Origin of the sequence: Sphingopyxis sp. (assembly GCF_050725655.1) — a bacterium.
Taxonomy (GTDB): domain Bacteria; phylum Pseudomonadota; class Alphaproteobacteria; order Sphingomonadales; family Sphingomonadaceae; genus Sphingopyxis.
This window is the reverse complement of sequence record NZ_JBOHHT010000023.1, coordinates 1-7,182: the sequence shown is the minus strand read 5'-3', so window position 1 is coordinate 7,182 and position 7,182 is coordinate 1. Positions and strand designations below refer to the sequence as shown.

Here is a 7,182-nt window from a genome sequence, read left to right as displayed (position 1 = left end):
CTCCATCCCTCAGAACGGCCTCGACGCCATCGCCCTGCGCCTCAATCAGCGACCGCGAAAAACCTTGGACTTCGAAACTCCCGCAGATAGTATCCAAGCCGTGTTGCGATGACACGTTGAACCCGCCACCCCAAAACCGTCATTCGGGGCGCAATCGAAAGACCGATCGTCAGGGCAGCTCCATCCCCAACACCGCCGACAGGTCGCCAAGCGCCTGTTCGCCGCTCGTCACCTTGATCGCGTGCATCCCAAGCTGGGCCGCCGGTTTGCAGTTGATGCCGAGGTCGTCGAGATAGATGCATTCGGCGGGCTCGACGCCGAGTTTTTCGCACATCATCAGATAGATACGCGGATCTGGCTTGCGCACGCCGGCCTTGCTCGATTCGATAACATGGTCGAACCGTGCCATAATGTCCGCTACCTCGATCGCGGCTTCCTCGCTGCGCGTCATGCCGGCGCCGCGAACCCCCATCTTGCCGCCCGGCACATTGTTCGTGATGCAGGCGATCGTAAAGCCGCGGCCCTTCAGCGTGTCGAGCGTCGCCACCATCGCCGGACGCACCGCACCCGCGATAACGTCGAGCACGGCTTCGCCTTCCAGCTCATGACCCAGCGCGCGCGCCTCCTCGGCGAACAGCGTGTCGAAGGCCGCGGCATCGATCTCGGCGCGCTCGAATTTCGCCCAGGCGTTGCCGTCGGGGTCGATGCTGTTGACGCGGCGCACGAAATCGCGCGGCAGGCCGCGTTCATCCTCAAGGCGATTGAAGGCTTCGAACGGCGACGCCGTGATGACGCCGCCGAAGTCGAAAATAACGGTCGTGTAAGTCATGCGCGAGGGAACAACCTTATTTCTTGGCGGGAGCGGCGACGCGATTGCCCGACCAGCTCGCGTCGTCGATGGTCAGGTCGAGCCGGTCGGGCGAACGCACCGTGTCGAGCAGAGAGACCGACGGCCCGCTCGCCGCGAGGATCGCATCCATCGCCTGTTCCAGCGGGATGGTGACGGTCGGGATGCGCGAATAGTCCGACTTGATCTCGACCTTGTTCGGGCCCGTGCGCGTCACGGTGATCGTCACATTGCTGCGCGACGATCCGCGCGCGTCGGAGGCGACATTGCCCTTATAGGTGCCCGCGACGCGGTCCGCGAGGTCGGCCTTGTGCGTGGGAGCCGCCTTCGGCGTTTCGGCGAACGCCGCGCCTGCGGGCAGCGACAGCGCGATGGTCGTGGCGAAAATCAGGGTGCGAAGCATGGTCGGTCCTTTCGTCCTGCGGCGATGAAAGGGACTGCTCCTTGCGACCCTCATGGAACGACAACGATCCCCGTTTTGGGGTCGGCCTGTCCCGAGAGCATCTCCCGATAGGCGGCGAGCGCCGCGTCGCCACCGCTTCGCTTATCGACCGATGTCAGCCGCGGTGCAACGTCCATAAAGCCGAGCCACGCCTCGGCGATCTTCTGTCCGAACACCGCGCCGCCCCAGTCGGCGATGCGTTTCTGGCTGCGGCCCGGCGCGAAAAAGCCCTGACGCGCGGGGCCGGGCAACCCCTCGACGTCGGCCTGCGCGTCCCAGTGCGACTTGCCGACGACGATCGACGCCTGAAGCTGGCTGCCGAAATGGCTGTGCACGGTCCGCGTCACCGCGCCATTGCCCGCCATGTCGACGAGCGCGGCGGGGGTGGCGACGTTGAGCGTCATGATCTGATCGTAGCTGATGACGCGGTCGTAGATGCCCTGCGCGGCGAGCGCATCGACGTTGGCTGCGCTGGTGAGGCCGATCGTTTCGGGCCGCACCGCGCGCTGCTTCAGCGAAAACCCCAGCCCGATCGCGGTCTTGCTCGACGCGCTGGCGATCAGGATCTGCTGGACGCCATAATCGCCCTCATCCTCGAACTGGTCGGCAATCAGCCAGCCGGTGAGGAACAGCGGGCGAAACACCGGCCAATAATCATGGTCGGCGGCGCGATAGCCCTCCAGTGCCTCGATCCGCTGATAACCATTGTAGATCGGGGGCAGGGTGGTGCGCCGCGGCGTCACATCGGTAAAACCGCCGGGACCCGTCTTGCCGACGGTCAGCACCGCATCGCTCGCCATCGGATAATAGCCGTAAAAGCGGTCGCCGACCGACACGCCGTCGGCGGCGCTTTCGGTGACGGTCGCAAAACCCCAGACCGGCAGGCGGCCCGGCGCGTCGCGCTCGGCGAAGAAATCCCAATAGCCCTGATCGTTCCCGAACAGCCCCGCAGGCTTGCCGAACACCGCGTAGGTGATGTTGTTCGCGGTCATCGCATAGCTGTCGACGTGCACGCGCACCTGTCCCGGCGCGAGCGGCGCGGCGGCATCGGTAACCAATTGAGCTTGTGTGATATCGTCGCGATCGATGTCGATCGCCCAGCTCTTTGCGCTCATTCCGGACCCCTCCGATTGACTTGCCCGCGAGTGCGGGATGGCCAATAGTCATACAGATGAGAACGTTCCTGACAATCACGGTCAAACGCATTCACGAACCGGCCGGTCCCGATGACGGCGCGCGCTTCCTCGTCGATCGGCTGTGGCCGCGCGGCGTGTCGAAGGAGAAAGCGGTGCTCGCCGCATGGCTCAAGCCGCTGTCGCCGAGCGATGGGCTGCGCAAGCGTTTCCACGGCGAGACCGCCGATTCGGACGAGGCATGGGACGAATTTCGGACGGGCTATTTCGCCGAACTCGATGCGGGCGGGGAGGAAGTAAAGGCCGCGCTCTTCACGCTCGATGCCGCAGCCAAGGCGGGTCCCGTGACTTTGCTCTATGCCGCAAAGAACGAGGAACGGAACAATGCTGTCGCGCTTCGCGAATGGCTGGAACGGCGCTAGCCGACCGTTGTCCCGAGCAGCGATCCGATCGCGATCGTCGCGGCCATCGCTATAGCACCCCAGAAGGTCACGCGCACAACCGGCCGCAACATCGGCGCATTACCCGCCCGTGCGCCGAGCGCGCCGAGGATCGCGAGAAATACCAATGACGCCGCCGACACCGTCCACGGCAGCGTATCCCCCTGATCGACCAGCACCGCCGCGAGCGGCAACGCCGCGCCGATCGCAAAGCTCGCCGCCGAAGCCGCCGCCGCCTGCACCGGCCGCGCCGCCATCGCGTCGGTCATCCCCAGCTCGTCGCGCAGATGCGTATCGAGCGCATCATGCGCGGTCAGCTCCACCGCGACCCGTTCGGCGAGCGCGCGGTCGAGCCCGCGCTCCTGATAGATCTGCGTCAGCTCCTCGAGTTCGAATTCGGGATCGGCGGCAAGGTGGCGTTTCTCCAGCTCGACGTCGGATTTTTCGGCATCGCCCTGCGAGCTTACCGACACATATTCGCCCGCCGCCATCGACATCGCGCCCGCGACCAGCCCCGCGGTGCCGGTGACGAGGATCGACGATTGCGCCGCGCCCGCCGCCGCGACCCCCGCGATCAGGCTCGCGGTCGAGACGATCCCGTCGTTGGCGCCAAGGATCGCGGCGCGCAGCCAGCCGATCCGCGTAACGGCATGGGTTTCCTCGTGCATCGCAGCCTTCCCGTTGCAGGAGGCGCCATGACCGTCAGCGGGCGCGCTCCGATTTCAGCCCTGCTGCCGCGATCCCGGCGGCGGCGCAAGCGGCATCGTCGACAGGGTTCTCGCCCGACGCGCCGACGCCGCCGAGCCGCGTGCGTCCGTCGGCGCTGAATATCGGCACGCCGCCGGGCACGGTGACGACATGCGGCGCATCGGCAAAGCCCGGCGTGCCCTTGGCGGCCTCTTCCATTCCGCTCGTCGCGAAACCCCACGCGGCGACTGCGCGCGCCTTTTCGAGCGAAAACTCCATCATGCCGAACGCATTGCCGTCCATTCGCCACATCGCGACCGGATGACCGCCGGTATCGACGACCGCGATCGCATGGCCCTGACCCTTGGCGCGCGCATGTGCGGCGCAGCCCTTGACGATCGCATCGGCTTGTTCGGCGTTCAGCACCTGCGCGCTCGCGGGCGCTGCCGTCAGCAGCGCCGCCACCAAAACCATTCTCATCCTCGCCTCCCTTGTCGAGGCGCGGAGTCAGTACTGCAGTTGCAGCCCCGGCCTGGCCCAGCGCGTCTTCACGAGCCGGCCCGTTCCCGACAGGGTGATATAGGCATCCTGCCGGTCGGACCCGCCGAACGCGATGTTGGTGGTGAAAATATCGTCGGTCGCGACAAATTCGACGAGCGACCCGTCGGGGCCGACCACCGAAATGCCGCACTCGCCAATCGTCGCGACGCAGATGTTGCCGTTGGCCTCCATCGCGAGGCTGTCGAAGAATTTATAGCCCGCGGGGCGATAGAGCGGGATGCCGGGGCCGCCCGGCCCCGCAGCATCGTCGACCTTGCCGGGAGCGACAATGTTGAACTGGGTCAGGCGGCAGGTATAGGTCTCGGCGGCGTAAAGCTTGGTCCCGTCGGGCGAGATGCCGATGCCGTTGGGGTTATAACTCGGGAAGATCACTTCCTCGATGAAGCTGCCGTCGGCCTTGGCATAAAAGATGCCGACGATGTCGTGGCAGCGCGCGGCATAATCGACCTTGCCATGATCGGTGAACCAGAAGCCGCCGTGCGCGTCGAACATGATGTCGTTGGGGCCGCGCAGGATCACGCCATGGTCGCCGCTCTTGTACAGTATTTCGACCGCGCCCGTCTCGATATCGATGCGCTCGATCCGCCCGCCCGAATAATCCTCGGCGATACCGTGCGGCGTGAGATAGCCGTTCGCCTCGACATAGTTGAACCCGCCGTTGTTGCAGCAATACAGCTTGCCATCGGGGCCGATCGCGAGGCCGTTGGGGCCGCCGCCGGGGGTCGCGATGACCTCCTTCCTGCCGCCGGGCCAGCAGCGGGTGATGCGCTTGGCCTCGATCTCGACGACGATGACGCTGCCGTCGTCCATCACCACCGGCGCCTCGGGAAAGCGCAATCCGTCGGCGATCAGTTCAAACTCGGCCATCCCCATCTCCCTTGCGTGTCCGCACTTGCTGTGCTTTGCGGCCATCATGCCCGTTCGTTCGCTCTTCGCCAGCACTTTCTACGAAGCCGATATCGGCACCCCCGACCTGCTCGAAGAGCTGGAGGAAAGCAGCCGCCTGTTCGCCGAAGAGGATGGCGCGGGGCGACGCTGGAGCCGCGAGCATGGTTATAAGGGCTATACCAGCTACGCCAGCCTCGGCGACCTTCCCGAACGAGACCCGGCGTTCCACGATTTGAAGCGCCTGCTCGACAAGGAAGTGAAGCTGTTCGCCAAGGCGTGCCATTTCGATCTCGCCAAACCGCTCAAGCTCGACAGTATGTGGGTCAATATCCTGAAACCCGGCGGCACCCACAGCGGCCATATCCACCCGCACAGCATCGTGTCGGGCACCTTCTACGTCGCGGTCCCCCCCGGATCGGGGGCGCTCAAGCTCGAAGATCCGCGCCTCGCGATGCTGATGGCCGCGCCAGGCCGCACCGACGATGCGCCTGAACATCTGTTGCCCTTCATCTACGCCGAACCCGCCGCGGGCCGTGTCTTCCTGTGGGAGAGCTGGCTCAGGCATGAAGTGATGCCGCACGCGGGCAAGGGCGAGAGGATCAGCATCAGCTTTAACTATCGCTGACGCTTCCTATATCGCCGCCATCCCCCCGTTTCCTTGACCAAGGATTTTATATGACCGCGACCTACGACGCCGACCTCCAGCTCTTCATCAACGGTGCATGGCGAAGCGGCGAGGCGCGCGACGAGCGGCCGGTCTATAACCCCGCTACCGCGGGCACGATCGCCGAGCTGCCGGTGGCGACCGCGGCCGACCTCGACGAAGCGCTCGCCGCCGCCGAGCGCGGCTGGCCCGTGTGGCGCGCCAAAACCCCCGACGAGCGCGCCGCGCTGATGCACAAGGCCGCGGGGATCATCCGCGAACGCGTCGAGCATATCGCGACCTTGCTCACGCTCGAACAGGGCAAGCCGATCGCCGAGGCGCGCGGCGAAGTGCTGTCGGCGGCAGGGCTGTTCGACTATTTCGCCGAGCAGGGCAAACGCATCGAAGGCCGCGTTCTTCAGCGCCCGGCGGGCCAGCGCGCGATGGTCACCAAGCATCCGGTCGGCCCGGTCGCGGGCTTCAGCCCGTGGAACTTCCCGGTCAACCTGATGGTCAAGAAGATCGCCCCCGCGCTTGCCGCGGGCTGCGTCGTGATCGCGAAAGCGCCCGAGGAGACGCCGGGCTGCACCAGCGCGATCATGCGCTGCATCGCCGACGCCGGCATCCCCGGTGATGTTGTGCAGCTCGTTTACGGCGACCCCGCCATGATCAGCCGGCACCTGCTCGCCAGCCCCGTGATCCGCAAGGTCAGCTTCACGGGCTCGACCGCGGTCGGCAAGCATCTGATGAAGCTTGCCGCCGACGGGGTGAAACGGATCACGATGGAACTCGGCGGCCACGCCCCGGTGCTTGTGTTCGACGATTGTGACCTCGAAGCGACGCTCGACAAGGTCGTGACGCAGAAATTCCGCAACGCGGGGCAGGTCTGCATCTCGCCGACGCGTTTCTATGTGCAGGAGGGCATTTACGACGCCTTTGTGAAGGGCTTTGCCGAGCGTACTGCCAGGGTGAAGATCGGCAGCGGGCTTGACGCCGATACGCAAATGGGCCCGCTCGCCAACGCGCGCCGCATCCCCGCATTGGAAGCGCTGGTCGCCGACGCCAAGGCCAAGGGCGCGCGCGTCATCGCGGGCGGCGAGGCGACTGGCGACGGCTATTTCTTCCAGCCGACCGCAATCGCCGACGTGCCGATCGAGGCCGATGCGATGAACAATGAACCCTTCGGCCCGATGGCGCTGATCCGACCCTTCGGAACCGAGGACGAGGCGCTGGAACAGGCGAACCGGCTGCCCTATGGCCTCGCGGCCTTCGCCTTCACCGAAAATGGACGCCGCATCAATCGCATCGTGGACACGATCGAAAGCGGCATGGTCGGCGTGAACAGCTTCGTGATTTCGACGCTCGACACGCCGTTCGGCGGGATCAAGGAATCGGGCTTCGGCAGCGAAAGCGGTCCCGAGGGGCTCGACGGCTATCTCGTCACCAAGGCCGTGCATATTTATTGATGACCGCTCATATCCTCCCTGTGGCCGGAGGCCATGGGGAGGGGGACCGTTCGCGAAGCGAATGGTGGAGGGGCC

The 7,182-nt window shown here is 65.6% G+C and carries 9 protein-coding genes; 3 read left to right on the top strand and 6 right to left on the bottom strand.

The window, feature by feature from the left end; translation table 11 throughout:
* Positions 1-169: 169 nt before the first annotated feature.
* Genes ACREBX_RS02410 through ACREBX_RS02400 form a run of 3 tightly spaced genes read right to left on the bottom strand, consistent with a single transcriptional unit; the run spans position 170 to position 2,404 of the window.
* Positions 170-829, bottom strand: coding sequence for an HAD-IA family hydrolase (locus ACREBX_RS02410; RefSeq protein WP_431560159.1), 660 nt, complete (start codon positions 827-829; stop codon positions 170-172).
* Positions 830-845: 16 nt separating this feature from the next.
* Positions 846-1,250, bottom strand: a complete 405-nt coding sequence (locus ACREBX_RS02405; RefSeq protein ID WP_431560158.1) for a hypothetical protein — start codon at positions 1,248-1,250, stop codon at positions 846-848.
* 50 nt (positions 1,251-1,300) lie between these two features.
* Positions 1,301-2,404: a DUF2855 family protein gene (locus ACREBX_RS02400; RefSeq protein ID WP_431560157.1), complete on the bottom strand. Its 1,104-nt coding sequence runs from the start codon at positions 2,402-2,404 to the stop codon at positions 1,301-1,303.
* A gap of 56 nt (positions 2,405-2,460) precedes the next feature.
* Here ACREBX_RS02400 and ACREBX_RS02395 point away from each other — a divergent pair, with 56 nt between their 5' ends.
* On the top strand, positions 2,461-2,844 hold the full coding sequence (locus tag ACREBX_RS02395) for a DUF488 domain-containing protein (RefSeq protein ID WP_431560156.1): 384 nt from the start codon (positions 2,461-2,463) through the stop codon (positions 2,842-2,844).
* On the opposite strand, the gene ACREBX_RS02390 is transcribed toward ACREBX_RS02395, so the two are convergent.
* The 3 genes from ACREBX_RS02390 to ACREBX_RS02380 are packed head-to-tail and all read right to left on the bottom strand — an operon-like array spanning position 2,841 to position 4,977.
* Positions 2,841-3,530 (bottom strand): VIT1/CCC1 transporter family protein, encoded by a 690-nt coding sequence (locus ACREBX_RS02390; protein ID WP_431560155.1) that lies wholly within the window; start codon positions 3,528-3,530, stop codon positions 2,841-2,843. The genes ACREBX_RS02395 and ACREBX_RS02390 overlap by 4 nt on opposite strands.
* Before the next feature lie 34 nt (positions 3,531-3,564).
* On the bottom strand, positions 3,565-4,029 hold the full coding sequence (locus ACREBX_RS02385) for a GlcG/HbpS family heme-binding protein (RefSeq protein ID WP_431560154.1): 465 nt from the start codon (positions 4,027-4,029) through the stop codon (positions 3,565-3,567).
* Between the two features lie 27 nt (positions 4,030-4,056).
* The gene (locus ACREBX_RS02380; RefSeq protein ID WP_431560153.1) at positions 4,057-4,977 is read right to left on the bottom strand and encodes an SMP-30/gluconolactonase/LRE family protein; all 921 of its coding nucleotides are present in this window, start codon (positions 4,975-4,977) and stop codon (positions 4,057-4,059) included.
* Positions 4,978-5,023: 46 nt separating this feature from the next.
* Between ACREBX_RS02380 and ACREBX_RS02375 the strand changes: the two genes are divergently transcribed.
* Positions 5,024-5,623: a TIGR02466 family protein gene (locus tag ACREBX_RS02375; RefSeq protein WP_431560152.1), complete on the top strand. Its 600-nt coding sequence runs from the start codon at positions 5,024-5,026 to the stop codon at positions 5,621-5,623.
* A 50-nt stretch (positions 5,624-5,673) separates the two neighbouring features.
* Positions 5,674-7,107 (top strand): NAD-dependent succinate-semialdehyde dehydrogenase, encoded by a 1,434-nt coding sequence (locus ACREBX_RS02370; protein WP_431560151.1) that lies wholly within the window; start codon positions 5,674-5,676, stop codon positions 7,105-7,107.
* Positions 7,108-7,182 lie beyond the last annotated feature (75 nt).